The following is a 19,649-nucleotide window of genomic DNA, read 5'->3' as shown; positions in this document are numbered from 1 at the left end:
CTCGGGGCCCGACGAGTGCCAGCATGCCCGGATGCGCGGGCGGCTGCCGAAAGTTGTCCACAGGCGAGTGGATTCGTCGTACAAATCCGACGCCCAGGTGGGAGGAACGGCATCGAACGGTTCCGGAGCCGGGACTTCCCCGGGCGCAGCGGGTACGGTCGGGGCGTGCCCGCCGACCCACTGCACCGCGCCGGAAAGCCACAGCGCAGCACGACGAGCCAGCCGACGAGCGGTTCACGGGCGAGCGCGATCGAGGTCCGCAGGAGCGCCCGCCGACGCAGAACGGTCTCCGCGTACCGCGAGGGCGATCGCACCGTCGTGCTCATCCCCGCCCGGATGTCCGAGGCGGAGGAGCAGCGCTGGGTCACCGTCATGCTCGACAAGCTGGCCGCACAGGAGAGCAGGCGGGCCCTCGGTGACGCGCAGCTGACCGAGCGGGCGCAGCGCCTCTCCGCACAGTACTTCGACGGGCGGGCCCGGCCCGCCTCCGTGCGCTGGGTGACCAACCAGAACACCCGCTGGGGCTCGTGCACCCCGTCCGACGGCAGCATCCGTCTGTCGCACCGGCTGCAGGGCATGCCCGAGTACGTCGTCGACTACGTCCTGTGCCACGAACTGGCTCATCTGCTGGTGCCCGGGCACGGGCCGCGCTTCTGGCGGCTGCTGGAGGCGTATCCGAAGACCGAGCGGGCCCGCGGGTACCTCGAAGGCGTGGTCGCGGCCGAGCGGCTGCCGCACGTGCCGGCCGCGCGCGACGAGTGAACCCTGCCGCCGGGCGGCCGGCAGGCCGACGAGCGTTGTGTACCGGGTCTGTACCGACTTCATCCGGTGTCCGGATTTGCCGTTAGCCTGGCGCGACGCACTCACATTCGGGATGGGGGACGGTCGTACGCATGGCCAGGGAATTCCAACGCGGCCACAAGGCCAGGATCAGTGATCTCACGGCGGGCACGGATCTGTACGTAGGCGTGCAGATCTCCGGCCCCGGGCTGACCTTCGACATCAGCTGCTTCGGTCTCGATGCCGACGAACGGCTCTCGGACGACCGGTACTTCATCTTCTACAACCAGCCGAAGTCCCCGGAGGAGTCCATTCAGCTCCTGGGCGCCCAGGCGGGCGACACGGAGTCGTTCCGGGTCACCCTCGATCGGATCCCCCAGCAGATCAGAAGGCTGTCCTTCACGGCGACGCTCGACGGCGCCGGGCAGATGTCCCAGGTCGGCCCCGGCTACCTCCGCATCGTCGCGGGCGGCGAGGAGGTCGCCCGCTACTCCTTCGACGGCTCGGAGTTCACCACCGAGCGGGCCGTGATGCTGGGCGACTTCTACTTCAAGGACGTATGGCGGTTCGCCGCCGTCGGCCAGGGATTCGACGGCGGTCTCGACGCGCTGCTGAAGAACTTCGGCGGCGAGGTGGCCGAGGAGGAGCCGGCCGCCCCGCAGCAGCAGCCGCAGGCCGGCGGCGCCGCGCCCGGCTTCGCCCCGCCCGCGCAGACCGGCGCACCGCCGGCGTTCGGCGCGCCCGGCGGCGCACCGGCACCGGCTGCGGCGCCCACGCCGCCCCCCGCCCCCCAGCCCGCCGCGCAGGGCTTCGCGCCCCCGCCCGGCGCCACCCCGCCACCGGCGCCCGCGCCCAACGTGCACGCCGCGCCGACCATCGTCGCGCCCATGCACACCCCGCCCGGCGGTTCCCCGGTGCCGCCGCCGGCCCCGGCGCCCGCGCCGTACGGCCAGCCGGGCCAGCAGCCGCCGCCCCCTCCGGGGTACGGCCAGCCCGCCCCCGGCCAGACCGCGCCCCTGCCACCCGGATACGGCGCCGGTCCGCAGGCACCCCAGGCGCCCGCGCCGCCGCCCGGTTACGGCCAGCCGACCCCGCCGCCCGGCTACGGCCAGCAGCCGCCACCCGGCCAGATCCCCGGACAGATGCCCGGCCAGATCCCTGGTCAGCAGGCGCCCTACGGGGCGCCGCAGGGCGCTCCCCAGGGGGCACCGCAGGGTCCGGGCGTGCTCGGCGCCCTCCAGCAGTTCAAGGAGACGCCCACCGGGCAGCGCTGGACCCCGCAGAACCGCAAGCTCATCCGCGTCGACCTCGGCGTCGGCGGACAGCCGGTGCTGGCCCGCCAGGGCAGCATGGTGCTCTACCAGGGCAAGGTCGACTTCAGCTACAAGGGTGCCGGTTTCACCGGCCGCATCGTCGGCAACGCCACCGGCCAGGAGATGCAGCTGATGCGCTGCACCGGCCAGGGCCAGGTGTTCTTCGCCGAGAACTCCACGATGCTGCACCCCATCGAGCTCCAGGGCGACGCCGTGTGCGTCTCCGCCGAGAACGTCCTCGCCTTCGACGAGGGCCTGCAGTACGAGGTCCGCCGCATCGAGGGGCACGGCATCCCCGGCGGTGCGCTGTTCACCATGCAGTTCCAGGGCACCGGCACCATCGTCGTGAAGACCCACGGCGTGCCCGTCGTGCTGCCCGTCACGCCCACCACCTTCGCCGACTGCAACGCCGTCGTCGCCTGGTCGGCCGCCTCCCAGGTGGTCGTCTCCAGCCAGGTGCGCATGCGCCGCAACTCCTACCCCGGCGACACCGGTGAGAGCGTCAACCTCCAGTTCCGGGGCGCCCCCGGCAACTTCATCGTCGTCCAGCCGTACGAGATCTAAGGAGCCCGTCATGAACCAGCCACTCGCGGGCTTCGCCCCCGCCCCCGTCACCGCGCGCATGGAGAACCACGGCAACCACATGCTGAAGGTGGCCATGCAGACGGGGAACGACCTCCTCGCGCGCGTGGGATCCATGGTCGCGTACGAGGGCTTCGTCCAGTACGAGCCCAACCCGCCGGCCGTCCGCCAGATCGCCAAGGACTGGCTCACCGGCGAGGGCGCGCCCCTGATGAAGTGCTCCGGTGACGGTCTGCTCTACCTGGCCGACTACGGCGCCAACGTCGTGGTGATCAACCTCAACGGCGACGGCATCTCCGTCAACGCCACCAACCTGCTCGCCTTCGACGCCCACCTGACGTGGGGCGTGGAGCGGGTCAAGGGCCTGGCGAAGTTCGCCGGACAGGGCCTGTGGAACACCAAGATCTCCGGGCAGGGCTGGGTCGCGCTGACCTCGCGCGGCAAGCCGATCGTCGTCGACTGCGGAGGCGGTGACGACGAGACCTACGTCGACCCGGACGCCCTGGTCGCCTGGTCCCCGAACCTCAAGGTGAAGGGCAAGCGCAGCTTCCGCGCCCAGTCGCTGATCGGCCGCGGCAGCGGCGAGGCCTACCAGATGGCCTTCTCCGGTCAGGGCATCGTCGTCGTCCAGCCCAGTGAGGACAGCACCGACCGTCTCCGGGTCCGGGGCTGAGGGGGAGCAACCACATCATGCAGAGCCCGCTTTTCGCCTACAACGACCAGCAGACCCAGGAGCGCTGGAGCCTGCAGAACAAGCAGATGCTCCGGGTCGCCCTGGAGGGCCACGACGACATCCTGGCCCGCAAGGGCACGATGGTCGCCTACCAGGGCCTCGTCGAGTTCGACGCCGAGTTCCAGAGCAACCAGCAGTCACGCGCGCGTGCGCACACCGGTGAGGGACTCGACCTGATGCGCTGCCACGGGCAGGGCACGGTCTACCTCGCCAATCTCGCCCAGCACATCCACGTCATGGAGGTGGACCAGGACGGGCTGACGGTCGACAGCAGCTATGTGCTCGCGATGGACTCCTCGCTGCACCACGAGGTCATCGCCGTCGACAGCCTGTACGGCATCTCCGGCTCGGGGAAGTACCAGCTCAACATCACCGGCCGCGGCAAGGTCGCCCTGATGACCTCCGGCATGCCCCTGCTGATGCAGGTGACGCCGGACAAGTACGTCAACTGCGACGCCGATGCGATCGTCGCGTGGTCGACCGGCCTGCGCGTGCAGATGCAGGCGCAGACGCACTCCTCGGGTGTGTGGCGGCGGCGCGGCAACACCGGTGAGGGCTGGGAGCTCAGCTTCATGGGCAGCGGCTTCGCGCTCGTCCAGCCCAGCGAGCTGCTGCCCCCGCAGAACGCCCAGATCGGCTCGGGCCTCGCCGCGCAGTACGGCGTGGGACAGCAGGGGGCGCGGGGGCAGAACCAGGGCAACGTCTGGAGTTGACGCACCGTGCGCATCGGTAAGGGGCGACCACCAGGGTGGTCGCCCCTTACCCCTTCACAGCCTCGCGCGCGTCGCCTCCAGCAGCCGTACGACGGACTCGTCCGCCACCTCCGCCACCTCGTCGTACGGGAACCAGCGGACGTCGAGGGACTCGTCGCTCACCGCGTGGGCCGCGTCCGGTGGTGCGAGCACCGCGTACTGGACGTCGAAGTGGCAGTGGCACGGCGGCGGGATCGGGTGCCGGTCGAGCCTCACCGGGCCGCCCGGCAGCAGGCGCAGTCCCGCGATGCCCGACTCCTCGGTGGCCTCGCGCAGCGCCGCGGCCGACAGGGAGGCGTCCTGCGGCTCGCAGTGGCCGCCCATCTGGAGCCACATGCGCAGCTTCTTGTGCAGGGTCAGCAGCACGCGCCCGTGCGAAGGGTCGATCACCAGGGCGCTCGCGGTGACGTGCCCGGCCTCGCAGGCCTTCCACATGCCGTCCGGGTGGGCCGCCAGATGATCCAGGTAGGCATCGCGCAGCTCGGGCTGGTCCTCGTACTGCTTCAGCACGAGGACCGCGTCGTCGTGGAGGCTCACTCGGTGCCGTTGTCCTTCTTCGGGTCGTCGCCCTCGGTGTCCTCGTCCTTCTTCAGATTCGGCTTCCCGGCGGAGCCGCCCGCCGCCTCGCCGAGCATCTTGTCCAGCTCGGAGAAGTCGATCTGCTCGCGGTGCACGAAGCCGTCCGGGTCGTCCAGGTCGGTGGCGTTGGGCAGCATGTCCGGGTGGGCCCACAGGGCGTCCCGGCCGTCGACACCGCGTGCGTCGGTGAGCGAGGCCCACAGGCGTGAGGCGTCGCGCAGACGGCGCGGACGCAGCTCCAGGCCGATCAGCGTGGCGAACGTCTGCTCGGCGGGGCCGCCCGAGGCGCGGCGGCGGCGCAGCGTCTCGCGGAGCGCGTCGGCGGACGACAGCCGGGGCTTGGCCGCCGCGTGCACCACGGCGTCCACCCAGCCCTCGACGAGCGCCAGGGCCGTCTCCAGGCGGGCCAGGGCGGCCTTCTGCTCGGGCGTGTCCTCCGGCTGGAACATGCCCTGCTGAAGCGCCTCCTGCAGCTGCTCCGGATTCTGCGGGTCGAACTGGCCGACCACGTCCTCGAGCTTCGCGGTGTCGACCTTGATCCCGCGCGCGTACCCGTCGACCGCGCCGAACAGATGCGAGCGCAGCCACGGCACGTGCGCGAAGAGACGCTGATGCGCGGCCTCGCGCAGCGCGAGGTACAGCCGCACCTCGTCCCGCGGGACGCCCAGGTCCTTGCCGAACGTCTCGATGTTCACCGGCAGCAGCGCGGCCTTGCCGGCCGGGCCGAGCGGCAGGCCGATGTCGGACGAGCCGACGACCTCACCGGCGAGCACACCCACGGCCTGCCCGATCTGCGTGCCGAACATGGCGCCGCCCATGGAGCGCATCATGCCGATCAGCGGGCCCGCCATGGCCTGCATCTCCTCCGGCAGGACGTCGCCCATGGCGTTGCCGACGCGCTCGGCGACCGGGTCGACCAGCTCGCGCCAGGCCGGCAGCGTCGCCTCGACCCACTCCGCGCGGCTCCACGCCACGGAGGAGTGCGCGCCGGACGGCAGGGAGGTGGCGTCGTCCAGCCACAGGTCGGCCAGGCGGACCGCCTCCTCGACGGCCTTGCGGTCGGCGGGCCCGACGCTCGCGTCCTTGGTGCCGTCGGCCGTGCCCTGGGAGACGGTCTGGCGGGCGATCTGCTTGGCCATGTCCCAGTTCACCGGCCCGCCCTCGTAGGAGAGCATCTGGCCGAGCTGCTGGAACGCGGCGCCCAGGTCGGTGGGGTTCAGCGACCCGAACATCGCGGCGAACGGATTGTCCGCGCCCGGGCCGCCAAAGCCTCCGGCTCCGGGCATGCCGAAACCGAACGGGTTGGCCGGGCCCTGACCACCGCCGCTCTGCGGGTCCTTCTTCTTGCCCTCGTCGCCGTCGTCCGGCTCCTCCGGCGGAAGGCCGAATCCGAATGGGGTGTCACTCACGGGATTCCTCGGCTGGTAGGGCCGCCGGTTCTTTCCGGCGGCACGGCTGCCCGACAACACCACCCAGCGTAGACACCTGAGGCGGTTCGGGCCTCGGTGCTTCGCCGACAGAAGGCCTGCGGCAGGATGGATGCCACCTGGTACGTACGCGTCACATGCGCCCGTACTGAAGACAACCGCTGGAGACGCCCGGTGAGTTCCCCAGATCCGCAGGTTCGCGCAGCGCGAAACCAGTCAACCAGTCCCGCGGCCCGCGGGCCCGTCGTCGCGGTCACCGGCGCCGCGTCCGGTGTCGGCGCGCTGCTCACCGAGCGGCTGGCGGCCTCCGAGGAGATCAAGCAGGTCATCGCCATCGACGAGCGGCGCGGCGAGTGCGCCGAGGCGCAGTGGCACATCCTGGACGTCCGTGATCCGGCGATCGCCGACAAGCTGCGCGGGGCGGACGTGGTGGTCCATCTGGCCCTCGACCTCGACCTGGAGACCGACGCCGCCGCGCGGACGGCTTACAACGTCCGGGGGACGCAGACCGTCCTGACCGCCGCCGCGGCGGCCGGTGTGCACCGCGTGGTGCTGTGCACCTCGGCGATGGTCTACGGCGCCCTGCCGGACAACGAGCTGCCGTTGTCGGAGGACGCGGAGCTGCGGGCCACGGCGGAGGCCACCGGCGTCGGCGACCTCCTGGAGATCGAGCGCCTCGCGCGCCGGGCGCCCCGCGCGCACCCCGGGCTCAATGTCACGGTGCTGCGCCCCGCCGTCCTCGTGGGCGGCACCGACACCGCGCTGACCAGGTATTTCGAGTCGCCGCGGCTCCTTGTGGTGGCCGGTTCGCGGCCCGCCTGGCAGTTCTGCCACGTCGAGGACCTGTGCAGCGCGCTGGAGTACGCGGTGCTGGAGAAGGCCGACGGTGAGCTGGCCGTCGGCTGCGACGGCTGGCTCGAACAGGAGGAGGTCGAGGAGCTCAGCGGCATCCGGCGGATGGAGCTGCCGTCGGCGGTGGCGCTGGGCGCGGCGGCCCGGCTGCACCGGATCGGGCTCACGCCGTCGCCGGCCGGGGACCTGGCGTACACGATGTACCCCTGGGTGGTGAGCGGCAGCCGGCTGCACGACGCCGGGTGGCGGCCCGCGTACACCAACGAGGAAGTGCTCGCGGAGCTGCTGGAGGAGGTCTCCGGACGGCACACGGTCGCCGGCCGGCGCCTGGGCCGCAAGGACGCGACGGCGGCGGGCGCCGCGGGCGCGACGGTGGCGCTGCTGGGTGCGGCGGCGGTGGTGCGGCGGGCGCGCAAGGCCCGGCGGAGGATCTGACCCAGGCGAAGCCACGCCACTTGTAGAAGGCTCCGAACCACCACGCGCGCGTGCCGGGCGAAACCGCAATTCCGCGTTGTCGGTGGCGTGCGGCACGATGGGGGCATGGCAACCACGCACGATCACCCCGGCGAGCAGGCCGCACAGGATCCGGTCAAGCTGATCGGCATCCGGGACACGCCCCTGTCCCTGGACGAGGTCTTCCAGGCCGTCGGCGACGAGGCGGCCGGCGGGACGGCGCTGTTCGTGGGGACCGTGCGCAACCACGACGGGGGCACCGACGTCGACAAGCTGGGGTATTCGTGCCACCCCAGTGCCGAGGCCGAGATGCGGCGCATCGCCGAGAGGGTCGCCGCCGAGTACCCCGTGCGGGCGCTGGCGGCCGTGCACCGCGTGGGCGACCTGGGAGTCGGGGACCTCGCGGTGGTCGTCGCCGTCTCGTGCCCGCACCGGGGCGAGGCGTTCGAGGCCTGCCGCAAGCTCATCGACGACCTCAAGCACGAGGTGCCCATCTGGAAGCACCAGACCTTCTCGGACGGCACCGAGGAATGGGTCGGCGCCTAGCGCCGTCGTTGAGGGGTGGTCGGGTGACGGGACGGCGGGTCGGAGCCTGCTGAGGCAGGCGTCCCTCGGTGTTGTTTCCGGTTGCGTAACCGGCCCCCCGACGTGAGCGTTGTCACTGCGAATGGTTAATCTGCTGATCAGTCAGTCGCGGACGCTCATGGGGTTGGGAGGTCGGTATGGCGGCGCTCGCCTGGTTGCTGATTCCGCTGGTGGCTGCTGTCGTCGCGGGCCTGTGGGGAAGCTGGGCCCTCAGGACCCGCAAGATACGCAGCGACGGTCCCGAACTGGATGGATACGCCCGTTTCCGCGAGGCCATGGAGAAGTCCCGCACCGGCACCTGACCGCCGGCGGCCCTGACGGTGCGCCGACAGAACCGTCCCGTACTGTCGAGGCATGCCACGCCGCACTGCGACGATGCTCGCCTCCACCCTGATGCTGATCGCGCTCCTGTGCGCGGGAGTGTTCATCCCCGTGCCGTACGCGGAGATGTCCCCGGGTCCCACGGTGAACACCCTCGGTGAGCACGACGGCGAGCCGGTGCTGCAGATCTCCGGGCGCAAGACCTATCCGGCCGACGGCCACCTCAACATGACCACGGTGCGGGTCACCAGCGCCGACTACCGGATGAACCTCGTCGAGGCGGTCTACGGCTGGCTGGCGCACGACAACAAGATCGTGCCGCACGACACCCTCTACCCCGACGGGAAGACGGAGGAGGAGTCGACCCAGGAGAACGCCGAGGAGTTCAGCCAGTCCCAGGAGAGCGCCAAGGTCGCGGCGCTGAAGGAACTCGACGTCCCCGTGAAGTCGTGGGTGGTCGTCTCGACGGTCGTGAAGGGATCCCCGGCCGAGGGCAAGCTGCACGCCGGTGACGTGATCAAGGCCGTCGACGGCAAGGCGGTCAAGGAGCCGGCCGACGTCGCCGACCTGGTGACCGAGCACAAGCCCGGGGAGAACGTCGTCTTCACGATCGTGCCCGCCGAGGAGCAGGCCGCCGCCGAGAAGGAGAACCGGACGGCGACGAGGACCGAGAAGATCACGATCACCACGAAGACCTCCGACGACGCCGGTGAGAAGCGCGCCATCGTCGGCATCTCCGCCGGGACCGACCACACCTTCCCGTTCACCATCGACATCAAGCTCGCCGACGTCGGCGGCCCGAGCGCCGGTCTGATGTTCGCGCTCGGCATCTACGACAAGCTCACCCCGGGCGACCTCACCGGCGGCGCGTTCGTGGCCGGCACCGGCACGATCGACGACAACGGCAAGGTCGGGCCGATCGGCGGCATCGAGATGAAGACCGTCGGGGCACGCGGCAAGGGGGCCGAGTACTTCCTGACGCCCGCCGACAACTGCGCGGCCGCGGCCAAGGACACCCCCGAGGGCCTCACCCTCGTGAAGGTGAACACCATCGACGACGCCCTCGGCGCCCTGAAGGACATCCGCTCCGGCGACACCGACGACCTGCCGTCGTGCACGGCGTCCTGACGCCCTCTGACGCCTCCTGATGCGTCCTGACCGGAGCGGCCACCCTTCCGAGGACCGCTAGGGCCTGTCGTTTGGATCACGTCGCAGGGAAGGGGCGGTGCCTGATCAGCGCCGGTGAGCGGGGTCTGGTGCGTGCAGCTGCAAGGCGGAGGAAGGAGTCGAAGCGGTGCTTCGGCGACCGACGACAACGCGGCAGATGCGCGTGCCAGACCCCGCGTCTGCGGCGTGATCCAAACGACAGGCCCTAGTCCTCGAACGTCGCCGCCAAAGCGTCCGCGAGGCCCGGCACCAGCTCGGATCCGGTGAGGACCTCGGTGGGCGAGTCCTTCTCCCGCAGCCGCAGCGCCGACTCCCGGCTGCCGTCACGCAGCACCGCGACCGTCATCCGGACCTCCTGACGCTCGGGGTGCTGCGCCACCCACTTCGTCAGCGCGGCCTCGTCCAGATCCTTCGGAACCTGGGCCTCCGCGGACGGCGGAAGCATCAGCCGCTCCACGGTCAGGGCGCAGCCGGTCACCGCGTCGGGCCAGGCGATCGTGCCCAGGAACTCGTCGAGCGGCTTGCCCGTTGGAATTTCGTCCTGCTCGATCGGGGTGAGAGCGGCCGTCTCCTGCTCCTCGCCCAGACCGAGCCGGTCCGCGAGCGAGGGCTGCTCGGCACGGAGCCGTGCGGTGTCGACGAGGGCGAAGAGACGTGCGGGGCGGTCCCAGCCGAGGCCGGAGACGTACTCGTCGATCTCGAGCACGGCCCGGGTGAGCGGGCTGGCCGCCATGGGTGTGTTGGACATGGTCACAATCCTCTCTCGTTCCTGGCCGGAATCGGGAACCGAGTAAAGGGTGAGTAAGTTGCATAGGTGTGGGCCCACGATCACAGGGGGCCACTCACGGTCCACGAACACGCGGGCCTGACGAATCAACAGCGAACTTCGAGGTGCCTACCTTGGCTTTCCAGATGCCGGACCGCGGCGGAGGCCCGACGGGGCCACGGATCAGAGTGGGCCGCCCGTCCCGGCGGGTCCGGACCCTGCTCATGACACTGGGCGTCCTGGCCGTCCTCGGCATGGTGTTCACCATGTTCGCGGGGTTCTGGACCGACTGGCTGTGGTACCGCTCGGTCAACTACTCGTCGGTGTTCACGACGACCCTGTGGACCAAGATCGGACTCTTCTTCGTCTTCGGTCTGCTGATGGCCGTCGCGGTCGGCTTCAACATCTGGCTGGCCCACCGGCTGCGCCCGCCGCTGAGCGCCATGTCGATGGAGCAGCAGAACCTCGACCGGTACCGCATGGGCATCGCCCCGTACAAGAAGTGGCTGCTGCTCGGCATCACCGCGCTGGTGGGCCTGATCGCCGGCGCCTCCGCGTCGAGCCAGTGGCGCACATGGCTGATGTGGGTCAACGGCGTGCCCTTCGGCCAGAAGGACCCCCAGTTCAAGCTGGACGTCTCCTTCTACGCCTTCGACCTGCCCTGGTACCGCTTCCTGCTCGGCTTCGGATTCGCCGCCGCCATCCTGTCGGTGATCGCCGCCGCGCTCACCCACTATCTGTACGGCGGCCTGCGCATCACCAGCCCGGGAGCACGGGCCACGGCCGCGGCCACCGGCCATCTGTCGGTCCTCATCGGCATCTTCGTCGCGCTGAAGGCCGTCGCCTACTGGCTCGACCGGTACGGCCTGGCCGTCAAGTCCAGCGACTTCAAGGCCACCGACAGCTGGACCGGCCTGAGGTACGTCGACGCCAACGCCTATCTGCCGGCCAAGACGATCCTGTTCTGCATCGCCGTGATCTGCGCGCTGCTGTTCTTCGCCACCCTGTGGCGGCGCACCTGGCAGCTGCCCGTGATCGGCTTCGGCCTGATGGTGCTCTCCGCCATCCTGATCGGCGGCCTGTACCCGGCGATCGTCCAGAAGTTCCAGGTCCAGCCGAACGAGCAGGCCAAGGAAGCCCCGTACGTCGAGAAGAACCTCAAGGCCACGCGTGAGGCCTACGGCATCGACGACTCCAAGGTCACCGACTACCCGGGCACCAGCCAGACCGAGGACAAGACGAAGCTGCGCGACGACGTCGGCAACACGGCGAGCATCCGCATCATGGACCCGAACATCGTCTCGCCGACGTTCCAGCAGCTCCAGCAGATCAGGAACTACTACGCGTTCCCGACCAACCTGGACGTCGACCGCTACACCAAGGACGGCAAGGACCAGGACACCGTCATCGGTCTGCGCGAGCTGAACCTCAACGGCATCCCGAAGCGGAACTGGATCAACGACCACTTCCGCTACACCCACGGCTACGGCGTGGTGGCCGCCGAGGGCACCAGCGCCGACGCCGGCGGCCGTCCGGAGTTCACCGAGTCGGACCTGCCCTCCAAGGGCGACCTGGGCACGTACGAGCAGCGCGTCTACTACGGCGAGCGGACGACCACGTACTCGATCGTCGGCGGTCCCCAGAAGGAGATCGACTACTCCGACGACAGCGGTGAGAAGACGTACAGCTACCAGGCGGACAGTGGCGTCAACCTCGCCAACCCGCTCAACCGTGCCGCCTACGCGGTCGCGTTCAGCGAGCCGCAGATCCTGTACTCCGGCGCGATCGGCGAGGGTTCGCGGATCCTGTACAACCGCACGCCCAAGGAGCGTGTCGAGGCGATCGCCCCGTGGCTGACCATCGACGGCGACGCCTACCCGGCGGTCGTGAACGGCAAGATCCAGTGGATCGTCGATGCCTACACGACCACCAACGGCTACCCGTACTCGTCGCGGACCACCCTCGGCGACACCACGGCCGACTCGCTGACCGCCACCAACGACCAGCGCGCGGTGGTGGCCCAGCAGAACCAGGTCAACTACATCCGCAACTCGGTGAAGGCGACCGTCGACGCGTACACCGGCGAGGTCAAGCTCTACCAGTGGGACACCCAGGACCCCGTCCTGAAGACCTGGATGAAGGCCTTCCCGGACACGGTGGAGCCGAAGAGCGAGATCTCGAACGAGCTGATGGCCCATCTGCGCTACCCGCAGGACCTGTTCAAGGTGCAGCGCGAGCTGCTCACCCGCTACCACGTGAAGGACGCCACGACGTTCCTCTCGGGCAGCGAGGTGTGGCAGGTGCCGGACGACCCGACCAACAAGACGGGCGACGCGGTGCCTCCCTACTACCTGAGCATGAAGATGCCGGACCAGCAGGAACAGGTCTTCTCGCTCACCACGACGTTCACCCCGAACGGCCGTGACAACCTCAGCGCGTTCATGTCGGTCAACGCCGAGGCGGGCACCGACGACTACGGCAAGATCAGAGTGCTGAAACTGCCGACGAGCACGACGGCCGCCGGACCCAAACAGGTCCAGAGCCAGTTCAACTCCGAACAGGACATCGCCGAGTCGATCAGGCTGCTCAGAGGCGGCGACTCCGAGGTCGAGTACGGCAACCTGCTGGCCGTCCCGCTCGACGGGGGACTGCTGTACGTGGAGCCGGTCTACGTACGCGGTGGTGGACTGAAGTACCCGCTGCTGCGGAAGGTGCTGGTGACCTACGGAGGCCAGACGGCCTTCGAGGACACCCTCGAGCAGGCCCTGGACAAGGTCTTCGGCGCCGAGGGCACGCCCACCGAGCCACCACCGGGTGAGGACGAGGGCACCGGCGAGGACGAGGGCACCACGCCACCGCCGACGTCCGACAACCCCACCGTCCGCGAGGCGCTCGACGACGCCCAGGAGGCCTTCGAGGCCGGCCAGGAAGCCCTGAAGAAGAACGACTGGGAGGCCTACGGCCAGGCGCAGAAGGACCTCGAGGACGCGTTGCGCAGGGCCGAGGAGGCCCAGGCCGCGGAGGGCCGGGGCGGTTCGGGCGGCGGGGAGAACAGCCCCAGTCCGAAACCCAGTCCGAGCAGCTAGCAAAGCGGCTGGTCAACGCCCGTCCCGCGCCGTGATACGGTTACAAACACAACGGCGCGGGGTGGAGCAGCTCGGTAGCTCGCTGGGCTCATAACCCAGAGGTCGCAGGTTCAAATCCTGTCCCCGCTACTGAAGTCGCGAAGTCGGCGACACCAAGGCCCGGATTCCACAAGGAATCCGGGCCTTTGGCATGGGCGAACGCATGTGCCCGGGTCGGTTACGGCCGCGCCGACGACGGGAGTTGAGCGATCTGTGTTTGACTTATCTCTCTGTGGGCATGTCGACAAAACGCTGAAGTGACCTCACTGGCTGCGGTATACCAGGTGTACCCAGGTTGCAGGTGGTGCGACGATGGACGTTATGGGGGACAAGGCAACTCTGTTCGAGACAGGGCGATTTGAGCAGCCTCCCCACCAGGAGGACGGGCAGGAGCCCCCCGTGGTGGTGGGGGAAGCCGACGACGAGGCGGCCGAGGAGCTGCGCCAGCGGCTCGCCGCCGAGGCCGGCGACGTCGAGGCGATGAGCATCCTCGGCGCCATGCTGCTGCGCCGCGGCGACCTCGACGGAGCCGAACCCCATCTGCGTACCGCCACCGCCGCCGGTGACCGCGCCGCCGCCAACAACCTGGGCGTCCTGCTGCATCAGCGGGGCTACGCCGACGAGGCCGCCGGATGGTGGCGCATCGCCGCCGTCGCCGGCAGTGCCGCGGCGGCGCACGCGCTGGGCCGTCACCACCGCGAGCGCGGTGACGAACCCGCCGCCGAGTACTGGCTGCGCCAGTCCGCCGAACAGGGCCACACCCTGGGCGCCTACGCGCTCGCCGACCTGCTCGAGCACCGCGGCGACGAGGCCGGCACCGAGCGCTGGATGCGGGCCGCGGCCGAACGCGGTCACCGCGAGGCGGCGTACCGCCTGGCGCGGGCACTGGACCGCAAGGCCGCACGCAAGCCCGGCGACGACAACGGTGTCCGGCTGCTGGAGGAGGCCGAGCAGTGGTACCGGCAGGCCGCCGCACGCGGTCACCGCCGGGCCGCCCTGCACCTCGGGACGATCCTCGAGAAGCGCGGCGAGCTCAAGGAGGCCGGGCGCTGGTATCTGACGTCCGCCAAGGACGGCGAGGCGCGGGCCGCCTGCGCGCTCGGGTTCCTGCTGCGGGACGCCGGCGACACCGACAACGCCGCCGTGTGGTGGCTGCGCGCCGCCCAGGACGGTGACGGCAACGCGGCCAACGCGCTGGGCGCGCTGCACGCCGAGCGGGGCGAGACCCAGACCGCCGAACGCTGGTACCGGGCCGCGATGGACGCGGGCGACGTCAACGGCGCGTACAACCTCGGGCTGCTCTGCGCCGAACAGGGCCGCACCACGCAGGCGGAGCAGTGGTACCGCCGGGCCGCCTACGCCGGTCACCGCGAGGCGGCCAACGCGCTGGCGATCCTGCTGCTGCGGGCCGGGGACGAGACGGGCGCGGAGCCCTGGTTCTCCAAGGCCGCGGAGGCGGGCAGTGTGGACGCCGCGTTCAACCTCGGCATCCTGCACGCGGGCCGGGGCGAGGACCGGGCCGCGCTGCGCTGGTACGAGCGGGCCGCTGCCGCCGGGCACACCGAGGCCGCGCTGCAGGTCGGCATGGCCCGGCTGCGCGCCGGCGACGAGGCGGAGGCCGAGCGGTTCCTGCGCTGCGCGGCGGGCGGCGGCAGCGCCGAGGCGGCGTACCGTCTGGCGGCGGTGCTTGACGCCCGCAGGCCGCCCCGGCCCGCACACGAACTCGGCGAGCCGGTGCACCGGCGCAGCGAGTGCGAGGAGTGGTACGAGCGCGCCGCCTCCCAGGGGCACCGCCGGGCCCAGGTGCGCGTCGGCATGCTGGCCGCGGCCCGCGGCGACGTCGTGGAGGCGGCCCGCTGGTACCGCGAGGCGGCCGAGGCCGGCTCCCGCAACGGCGCCTTCAACCTCGGCCTGCTGCTGGCCCGTGAGGGCAGCGAGCCCGAGGCGGCCGTGTGGTGGACCCGTGCGGCGGACGCCGGGCACGGCCGTGCCGCACTGCGCCTGGCCCTGGTCTACGCGCGACGAGGCGAACTCGCCGAGGGGCAGCGCTGGGCCGACCGCGCTGCGGCGCTCGGCCCCCCGGCCGTCACGGAACGCGCCACCCGGCTGCGCGACGCCCTGCGCCAGGAGCTCTCGGCGTGACGCCGCGCAGTGCCTGAGCGGCGGTCGGCCGAGACCTGCCCGCCTGCCTCACGGAAAAGCGATTTGCTTCTGTCCGCGTCCTTGACGTAACGTTGCATTCACCGACGCGGGGTGGAGCAGCTCGGTAGCTCGCTGGGCTCATAACCCAGAGGTCGCAGGTTCAAATCCTGTCCCCGCTACTGAAGTCCGAGGGCCGGAATCCGAAAGGGTTCCGGCCCTCGGCGTGTTCGCGTCCCACCGCACGCGCGTGCGCGCAGCCCAGTGGCGTGTGCGCAGCCCGAAGCCCCGGCACCACTCGTGCCGGGGCTTTCGCGTATGCGTATGTGCCCTATGCGGTCGCGCAGTTGGGGCAGAGGCCGCGGTACGTCACCTCGACGTCCGAGACGGTGAAGCCGAAACGCTCCGTGTCGGGGAGGTCGGCCAGCGGATTGCCCGTCGGGTGGACGTCGCGGATCGCGCCGCAGCGGGCGCACACCAGGTGGTGGTGCGGCCGGTGCGCGTTGGGGTCGTAGCGCTTGGCCCGCTTGTCCGTGGCGACCTCCAGCACCTCACCGAGCGAGACCAGCTCGCCCAGGGTGTTGTAGACGGTCGCCCGGGAGATCTCGGGCAGCTTGGCGACAGCTCTTGCGTGCACCTCGTCGGCCGTCAGGTGGACGTGTTCGCCGTCGAGGACCTCGGCCACGACACGGCGCTGCGCGGTCATCCGCCAGCCACGTCCGCGGAGCCGTTCCAGAAGGTCACTCATGAGACCACCTTAACAGCAGGGGGACCAGGTCCCGAACAGGTGTGAAGTTGGAGCCTTACTTGACTTAGACATTGTCTATCGTAGGATCGAGACCGGCTTTAGCCAAGGGACAGGATTGGTCAGTAATGACGCAGGAGGCGCACGTGACGCAGGGACCGCTCACCACGGAGGCCGGTGCCCCGGTAGCCGACAACCAGAACAGCGAGACCGCGGGCGTCGGCGGCCCGGTGCTCGTCCAGGACCAGCTGCTCCTGGAGAAGCTGGCCCACTTCAACCGTGAGCGCATCCCGGAGCGTGTGGTGCACGCCCGCGGCGCCGGTGCCTACGGCACGTTCACGGTCACCGCCGATGTCACGAAGTACACGCGGGCCAAGTTCCTCTCCGAGGTCGGCAAGCAGACCGAGGTCTTCCTGCGCTTCTCGACCGTGGCCGGCAACCTGGGCGCGGCGGACGCCGTGCGCGACCCGCGCGGTTTCGCGGTGAAGTTCTACACCGAGGAGGGCAACTACGACCTCGTCGGCAACAACACCCCGGTGTTCTTCATCCGGGACGCGATCAAGTTCCCGGACTTCATCCACACCCAGAAGCGCGACCCGTACACCGGCTCCCAGGAGGCGGACAACGTCTTCGACTTCTGGGGCCTCTCCCCGGAGTCCACCCACCAGGTGACCTGGCTGTTCGGTGACCGCGGCATCCCCGCCTCCTACCGCCACATGGACGGCTTCGGCTCGCACACCTTCCAGTGGAACAACGAGGCCGGCGAGGCCTTCTGGGTCAAATACCACTTCAAGACCGACCAGGGCATCAAGAACCTCACCGCCGAGGAGGCGGAGATCCTCGCGGGCAAGGACCCGGACTCCCACCAGCGGGACCTGCGCGAGGCCATCGAGCGCGGCGAGTACCCGTCCTGGACGGCCTACGTCCAGATCATGCCGGTGGCGGACGCGGCGACGTACCGCTTCAACCCGTTCGACCTGACGAAGGTCTGGCCGCACGCGGACTACCCGCTGATCGAGTTCGGCAAGCTGGAGCTGAACCGCAACCCGGAGAACATCTTCGCCGAGGTCGAGCAGTCGATCTTCAGCCCCGCCCACTTCGTGCCGGGCATCGGCCCGTCCCCGGACAAGATGCTCCAGGGCCGCCTCTTCGCCTACGGCGACGCCCACCGCTACCGCGTCGGCATCAATGCCGACCACCTGCCGGTGAACCGCCCGCACGCCACCGAGGCGCGCACCCACGCGCGTGACGGCTACCTCTACGACGGCCGGCACAAGGGCGCGAAGAACTACGAGCCGAACAGCTTCGGCGGCCCGTTCCAGACGGACCGTCCGCTGTGGCAGCCGATCCCGGTGACCGGTGTCACCGGCGAGACGGTCACGCCGGTCCACGCCGAGGACGACGACTTCGTGCAGGCTGGCAACCTCTACCGGCTGATGTCGGAGGACGAGAAGGAGCGCCTGGTGAAGAACCTGGCGAACGCCATCTCGGGCGTCACGCGCGACGAGATCGCCGAGCGGGCGATCAACAACTTCCGTCAGGCGGACGAGGACTTCGGCAAGCGGCTGGAGGCCGCGGTCCAGGCCCTGCGCGGCTGATCTCCAGCGCTGGACCGTTTGCCGGAGACGGGCCGGGACTCCTCACCGAGGAGCCCCGGCCCGTTCTCATGGCGCGGTCATGCGGGCACCTGCTGCCGTACCGGTGCCCAGCACTTGATGATGTCGCGCACCGAGACGATGCCGACGGGCTCACCGTTCTCGCAGACGATCAGATGACGGAAACCGCCGTGGGCCATGGCCTGCGCGGCCTCCTCCAGGGTCCAGGCCGGGGCGGCGAAGACGACGTCGGTGGTGGTGTGGGCGTGGGCGCGCTCGGAGTCCGGGTCCTGTCCCAGACCGACGGAGTTGAGGACGTCTCGTTCGGTGAGGATGCCGATGCCGATGCCGTCGGGGTCGAGGACCACGGCCGCGCCCACGCGGCGGGCGGACATCAGGGCGGCGGCCTGGCGGAGGGTGTGGTCGGGGCCGATGGTGAGGACCACCGTGCTCATGGCGTCACGGACGAGCATGGGATGGAGCCACCTCCTACCGGAAACCGTGCGGTGTCGCGGACGCCGGATCCGCTTGTTCACGGTTTCACAAATTCACAAGTGGGGGGACTCTCAGGGTGGCAGGCAAAGCGGGGGTCAACAAGAGGGCGCGTGCGGCCCGTGCTGGGCGCACGCGCTCACCTCTCGGTGCTCAGTAGCGCTGGTTGAGATACCCCAGCAACTCGTCGTGCAGCAGCCCGTTCGACGCCGCCGCGTTGCCGCTGTGCGGCCCCGGCCGTCCGTCGAGCCCGGTGAACGTACCGCCGGCCTCGGTGACCACGATCGCGTTGGCGGCCATGTCCCACAGCGACAGCTCCGGCTCCGCACACATGTCCACCGACCCCTCGGCGACCATCATGTACGGCCAGAAGTCCCCGTACGCCCGCGTGCGCCACACCTCACGCGTCAGGTCGAGGAAGCCGTCCAGCCGGCCCTGCTCCTCCCATCCGCTCAGCGAGGAGTACGCGAACGACGCGTCCGTCAGCTTGGAGACACGGGAGACGTGCAGCCGGGAGGCGGAGGTCAGACTGCGGCCGCTGAAGGCGCCGTTGCCCTTCGCGGCCCACCAGCGGCGGCCGAGGGCGGGGGCGGAGACGACGCCGACGACGGGCTGGTAGCCGCCCTCACCGGCTTCCATCAGGGCGATGAGCGTGGCCCACACGGGGACGCCTCGCACGTAGTTCTTCGTCCCGTCGATCGGGTCGACGACCCAGCGCCGGGGCCCCGTCCCCTCCACCCCGTACTCCTCGCCGAGCACGGCGTCTCTGGGGCGGGCGCGGGCGAGGTGGCCGCGGATGAGCTCCTCCGCGGCCTTGTCCGCTTCGCTCACCGGCGTCATGTCCGGTTTGGTCTCCACCTTGAGGTCGAGGGCCTTGAACCGGTCCATCGTCGCGGCGTCGGCGGCGTCCGCGAGGACGTGGGCGAGACGCAGGTCGTCGAGGTAGTCGGGCATGTGATGACGGTATCTGCCGAGGTAGGGGTGGGGCTACAGGGGGTTTGGGGGTCACCGTGGGTGGGGGCTGGCCGGGGGCGGGTGTCGCTCGCCCCCGCTAGGGGGTGCCGCTGCAGCTGCGCAGCTACGCAGGGACGGCGGGCCGCAGACGCGTGCGGCGGGCGAGCTCCGCGCACCGTGGGCGTGCCGCAGGCGCCCGCGGCGGGGAGGGGACGGGGCGGTGGTGTCCGCCCGCAGCGGCTGGCGCGTCCGCGCCTCGCACCTTTTGAGGGACCGATTTCGCGCCAGA

The 19,649-nt window shown here is 70.4% G+C and carries 17 protein-coding genes and 2 tRNA genes; 13 read left to right on the top strand and 6 right to left on the bottom strand.

Annotated features, from left to right (window positions below; translation table 11 throughout):
• Nucleotides 1-165 precede the first annotated feature (165 nt).
• The 4 genes from AB0412_RS29545 to AB0412_RS29530 all read left to right on the top strand — a co-directional run bounded on the left by AB0412_RS29545 (nucleotide 166) and on the right by AB0412_RS29530 (nucleotide 4,121).
• A complete protein-coding gene (locus AB0412_RS29545) occupies nucleotides 166-762 on the top strand; it encodes a M48 family metallopeptidase (RefSeq protein ID WP_366405649.1) in 597 nt (198 codons plus the stop codon).
• A 131-nt stretch (nucleotides 763-893) separates the two neighbouring features.
• Complete coding sequence (locus tag AB0412_RS29540) at nucleotides 894-2,657, top strand: TerD family protein (RefSeq protein ID WP_366405648.1); 1,764 nt, start codon at nucleotides 894-896, stop codon at nucleotides 2,655-2,657.
• Between the two features lie 10 nt (nucleotides 2,658-2,667).
• Nucleotides 2,668-3,348 (top strand): AIM24 family protein, encoded by a 681-nt coding sequence (locus tag AB0412_RS29535; protein WP_030219997.1) that lies wholly within the window; start codon nucleotides 2,668-2,670, stop codon nucleotides 3,346-3,348.
• Nucleotides 3,349-3,365: 17 nt separating this feature from the next.
• The gene (locus AB0412_RS29530; RefSeq protein WP_366405647.1) at nucleotides 3,366-4,121 is read left to right on the top strand and encodes an AIM24 family protein; all 756 of its coding nucleotides are present in this window, start codon (nucleotides 3,366-3,368) and stop codon (nucleotides 4,119-4,121) included.
• A gap of 54 nt (nucleotides 4,122-4,175) precedes the next feature.
• On the opposite strand, the gene AB0412_RS29525 is transcribed toward AB0412_RS29530, so the two are convergent.
• Together AB0412_RS29525 and AB0412_RS29520 are read right to left on the bottom strand one after the other, a co-directional pair.
• The gene (locus tag AB0412_RS29525; protein WP_366405646.1) at nucleotides 4,176-4,697 is read right to left on the bottom strand and encodes an NUDIX hydrolase; all 522 of its coding nucleotides are present in this window, start codon (nucleotides 4,695-4,697) and stop codon (nucleotides 4,176-4,178) included.
• Nucleotides 4,694-6,148 (bottom strand): zinc-dependent metalloprotease, encoded by a 1,455-nt coding sequence (locus AB0412_RS29520; protein ID WP_366405645.1) that lies wholly within the window; start codon nucleotides 6,146-6,148, stop codon nucleotides 4,694-4,696. The genes AB0412_RS29525 and AB0412_RS29520 overlap by 4 nt, the downstream gene beginning before the upstream one ends.
• Before the next feature lie 192 nt (nucleotides 6,149-6,340).
• Here AB0412_RS29520 and AB0412_RS29515 point away from each other — a divergent pair, with 192 nt between their 5' ends.
• The 4 genes from AB0412_RS29515 to AB0412_RS29500 all read left to right on the top strand — a co-directional run bounded on the left by AB0412_RS29515 (nucleotide 6,341) and on the right by AB0412_RS29500 (nucleotide 9,505).
• Complete coding sequence (locus AB0412_RS29515; protein ID WP_366405644.1) at nucleotides 6,341-7,453, top strand: SDR family oxidoreductase; 1,113 nt, start codon at nucleotides 6,341-6,343, stop codon at nucleotides 7,451-7,453.
• 105 nt (nucleotides 7,454-7,558) lie between these two features.
• A complete protein-coding gene (locus AB0412_RS29510) occupies nucleotides 7,559-8,017 on the top strand; it encodes a molybdenum cofactor biosynthesis protein MoaE (protein ID WP_366405643.1) in 459 nt (152 codons plus the stop codon).
• 176 nt (nucleotides 8,018-8,193) lie between these two features.
• The gene (locus AB0412_RS29505; RefSeq protein ID WP_260830089.1) at nucleotides 8,194-8,358 is read left to right on the top strand and encodes a hypothetical protein; all 165 of its coding nucleotides are present in this window, start codon (nucleotides 8,194-8,196) and stop codon (nucleotides 8,356-8,358) included.
• A 52-nt stretch (nucleotides 8,359-8,410) separates the two neighbouring features.
• Entirely contained in the window at nucleotides 8,411-9,505 is a 1,095-nt protein-coding gene (locus tag AB0412_RS29500) for a PDZ domain-containing protein (RefSeq protein ID WP_366405642.1), read from the top strand.
• A gap of 244 nt (nucleotides 9,506-9,749) precedes the next feature.
• Here the strand turns inward: AB0412_RS29500 and AB0412_RS29495 are convergent, their stop codons facing one another.
• Nucleotides 9,750-10,292 carry a PPA1309 family protein gene (locus tag AB0412_RS29495; protein WP_366405641.1) on the bottom strand — a complete coding sequence of 181 codons (543 nt, stop codon included), beginning with the start codon at nucleotides 10,290-10,292 and terminating at the stop codon, nucleotides 9,750-9,752.
• A 164-nt stretch (nucleotides 10,293-10,456) separates the two neighbouring features.
• Between AB0412_RS29495 and AB0412_RS29490 the strand changes: the two genes are divergently transcribed.
• The 4 genes from AB0412_RS29490 to AB0412_RS29475 all read left to right on the top strand — a co-directional run bounded on the left by AB0412_RS29490 (nucleotide 10,457) and on the right by AB0412_RS29475 (nucleotide 15,756).
• Nucleotides 10,457-13,396, top strand: a complete 2,940-nt coding sequence (locus AB0412_RS29490; protein ID WP_366405722.1) for a UPF0182 family protein — start codon at nucleotides 10,457-10,459, stop codon at nucleotides 13,394-13,396.
• Nucleotides 13,397-13,451: 55 nt separating this feature from the next.
• Nucleotides 13,452-13,525, top strand: a tRNA-Met gene (locus tag AB0412_RS29485).
• 222 nt (nucleotides 13,526-13,747) lie between these two features.
• Nucleotides 13,748-15,577, top strand: a complete 1,830-nt coding sequence (locus tag AB0412_RS29480) for a tetratricopeptide repeat protein (protein WP_366405640.1) — start codon at nucleotides 13,748-13,750, stop codon at nucleotides 15,575-15,577.
• A 105-nt stretch (nucleotides 15,578-15,682) separates the two neighbouring features.
• Nucleotides 15,683-15,756, top strand: a tRNA-Met gene (locus AB0412_RS29475).
• Nucleotides 15,757-15,905: 149 nt separating this feature from the next.
• Here AB0412_RS29475 and AB0412_RS29470 read toward each other — a convergent pair.
• Nucleotides 15,906-16,322 (bottom strand): Fur family transcriptional regulator, encoded by a 417-nt coding sequence (locus AB0412_RS29470; RefSeq protein ID WP_366405639.1) that lies wholly within the window; start codon nucleotides 16,320-16,322, stop codon nucleotides 15,906-15,908.
• A gap of 143 nt (nucleotides 16,323-16,465) precedes the next feature.
• Between AB0412_RS29470 and AB0412_RS29465 the strand changes: the two genes are divergently transcribed.
• On the top strand, nucleotides 16,466-17,917 hold the full coding sequence (locus tag AB0412_RS29465; RefSeq protein WP_366405638.1) for a catalase: 1,452 nt from the start codon (nucleotides 16,466-16,468) through the stop codon (nucleotides 17,915-17,917).
• A 77-nt stretch (nucleotides 17,918-17,994) separates the two neighbouring features.
• Here the strand turns inward: AB0412_RS29465 and AB0412_RS29460 are convergent, their stop codons facing one another.
• Nucleotides 17,995-18,387 (bottom strand): CBS domain-containing protein, encoded by a 393-nt coding sequence (locus tag AB0412_RS29460; RefSeq protein ID WP_366405637.1) that lies wholly within the window; start codon nucleotides 18,385-18,387, stop codon nucleotides 17,995-17,997.
• A 172-nt stretch (nucleotides 18,388-18,559) separates the two neighbouring features.
• A complete protein-coding gene (gene hisN / locus AB0412_RS29455) occupies nucleotides 18,560-19,360 on the bottom strand; it encodes a histidinol-phosphatase (protein ID WP_366405636.1) in 801 nt (266 codons plus the stop codon).
• Nucleotides 19,361-19,649 lie beyond the last annotated feature (289 nt).

This window comes from Streptomyces sp. NPDC052012 (assembly GCF_040689265.1).
Lineage (GTDB): Bacteria > Actinomycetota > Actinomycetes > Streptomycetales > Streptomycetaceae > Streptomyces.
The sequence above is the reverse complement of the archived record's forward strand: the minus strand, read 5'-3'. Positions and strand labels throughout refer to the sequence as shown.

What these genes read in the sequence shown, in the direction of transcription:
- AB0412_RS29540 (WP_366405648.1), top strand. Translation starts at nt 894, where the DNA reads ATGGCCAGGGAATTCCAACGCGGCCACAAGGCCAGGATCAGTGATCTC.
- AB0412_RS29535 (WP_030219997.1), top strand. Translation starts at nt 2,668, where the DNA reads ATGAACCAGCCACTCGCGGGCTTCGCCCCCGCCCCCGTCACCGCGCGC.
- AB0412_RS29530 (WP_366405647.1), top strand. Translation starts at nt 3,366, where the DNA reads ATGCAGAGCCCGCTTTTCGCCTACAACGACCAGCAGACCCAGGAGCGC.
- AB0412_RS29510 (WP_366405643.1), top strand. Translation starts at nt 7,559, where the DNA reads ATGGCAACCACGCACGATCACCCCGGCGAGCAGGCCGCACAGGATCCG.
- AB0412_RS29505 (WP_260830089.1), top strand. Translation starts at nt 8,194, where the DNA reads ATGGCGGCGCTCGCCTGGTTGCTGATTCCGCTGGTGGCTGCTGTCGTC.
- AB0412_RS29500 (WP_366405642.1), top strand. Translation starts at nt 8,411, where the DNA reads ATGCCACGCCGCACTGCGACGATGCTCGCCTCCACCCTGATGCTGATC.
- AB0412_RS29495 (WP_366405641.1), bottom strand. Translation starts at nt 10,292, where the DNA reads ATGTCCAACACACCCATGGCGGCCAGCCCGCTCACCCGGGCCGTGCTC.
- AB0412_RS29490 (WP_366405722.1), top strand. Translation starts at nt 10,457, where the DNA reads ATGCCGGACCGCGGCGGAGGCCCGACGGGGCCACGGATCAGAGTGGGC.
- AB0412_RS29480 (WP_366405640.1), top strand. Translation starts at nt 13,748, where the DNA reads ATGGACGTTATGGGGGACAAGGCAACTCTGTTCGAGACAGGGCGATTT.
- AB0412_RS29470 (WP_366405639.1), bottom strand. Translation starts at nt 16,322, where the DNA reads ATGAGTGACCTTCTGGAACGGCTCCGCGGACGTGGCTGGCGGATGACC.
- AB0412_RS29460 (WP_366405637.1), bottom strand. Translation starts at nt 18,387, where the DNA reads ATGCTCGTCCGTGACGCCATGAGCACGGTGGTCCTCACCATCGGCCCC.
- hisN (WP_366405636.1), bottom strand. Translation starts at nt 19,360, where the DNA reads ATGCCCGACTACCTCGACGACCTGCGTCTCGCCCACGTCCTCGCGGAC.